1 protein-coding gene is annotated in these 250 nt (G+C 78.4%); it reads left to right on the top strand.

Going from position 1 to position 250, the window contains the following annotated elements; all coding sequences use genetic code 11:
- On the top strand, positions 1-250 hold a 250-nt coding region (locus tag C7C45_RS33105; protein ID WP_146247500.1), incomplete at both ends, for a response regulator.

Genomic DNA, 250 nt, shown 5'->3' with positions numbered 1-250 from the left:
CGACATGCGGGCGTACCTCAGCCGGTTGCTCACCGGGCAGGGCTGGCGGGCTCGGGGCGTCACCGACGCCCAGCAGGCCCCCGACGAGGTCCCCCGGGTACGGCCGGAGCCCGTCCTCGCCGCCGTGATGATGGCGGTGCTGGACGGCTTCGACCTGGGCCGCCGGCCACGCGCGGAACCGGCGACCCGGACGCTGCCGGTGCTGGTGCTCTCCGCGCGCGCCGGCGGGGAGGCCAGCGGTGAGGGGCCG

It is taken from the genome of Micromonospora arborensis, assembly GCF_003205615.1.
Taxonomy (GTDB): Bacteria; Actinomycetota; Actinomycetes; order Mycobacteriales; family Micromonosporaceae; genus Micromonospora; species Micromonospora arborensis.
The sequence above is the reverse complement of the archived record's forward strand: the minus strand, read 5'-3'. Positions and strand labels throughout refer to the sequence as shown.